This is a genomic window from Caulobacter sp. HJHS_5, from assembly GCF_056683955.1.
This window is the reverse complement of record NZ_JBWZNC010000014.1, coordinates 1-905: the sequence shown is the minus strand read 5'-3', so window position 1 is coordinate 905 and position 905 is coordinate 1. Positions and strand designations below refer to the sequence as shown.

At 65.7% G+C, this 905-nt stretch carries 1 protein-coding gene; it reads right to left on the bottom strand.

What is annotated here, in order from left to right; translation table 11 throughout:
* A partial coding sequence (gene tuf, locus ACFLIT_RS17825) for an elongation factor Tu (protein ID WP_479912612.1) occupies positions 1–905 on the bottom strand: 905 nt, incomplete at its 3' end.

Genomic DNA, 905 nt, shown 5'->3' with positions numbered 1-905 from the left:
GTGATCGAACCCGGCTTGCACAGAACCTGGCCGCGCTCGACGTCTTCACGCTTGGTGCCGCGCAGCAGCACGCCGACGTTGTCGCCCGCCTGGCCCTGGTCCAGCAGCTTGCGGAACATCTCCACGCCCGTGCAGGTCGTCTTCTGGGTGTCGCGGATGCCGACGATCTCGACTTCCTCGCCAACCTTCACGATGCCCTTCTCGACCCGGCCGGTGACCACGGTGCCGCGGCCCGAGATCGAGAACACGTCTTCCACCGGCATCAGGAACGGCAGGTCCACCGGACGTTCCGGCTGCGGGATGTATTCGTCGACCGTCTGCATCAGCTTCAGGATCTGGTTCTCGCCGATCTCCGGGTTCACCCCGTCGGTCGCCGCCTTGGCCGAACCCGCCGTGATCGGGATGTCGTCGCCCGGGAACTGGTAGCTCGAAAGCAGCTCGCGCACTTCCATCTCGACCAGCTCGAGCAGCTCGGCGTCGTCCACCAGGTCGACCTTGTTCATGAACACCACCAGCGCCGGCACGCCCACCTGACGGGCCAGCAGGATGTGCTCGCGCGTCTGCGGCATCGGGCCGTCGGCCGCCGAAACCACCAGGATCGCGCCGTCCATCTGCGCCGCGCCCGTGATCATGTTCTTCACGTAGTCGGCGTGGCCGGGGCAGTCCACGTGCGCGTAGTGACGGTTCTCCGTCTCATATTCCACGTGCGCCGTGTTGATGGTGATCCCGCGCGCCTTCTCTTCCGGCGCCGCGTCGATGTCCTCGTACTTCTTCGCCGTCGCGCCGCCCGACTTCGCCAGCGTCATCGTGATCGCCGCCGTCAGCGTCGTCTTGCCGTGGTCAACGTGGCCGATCGTGCCAATGTTGCAGTGCGGCTTCGTGCGTTCGAACTTCTCTTTGGCCAT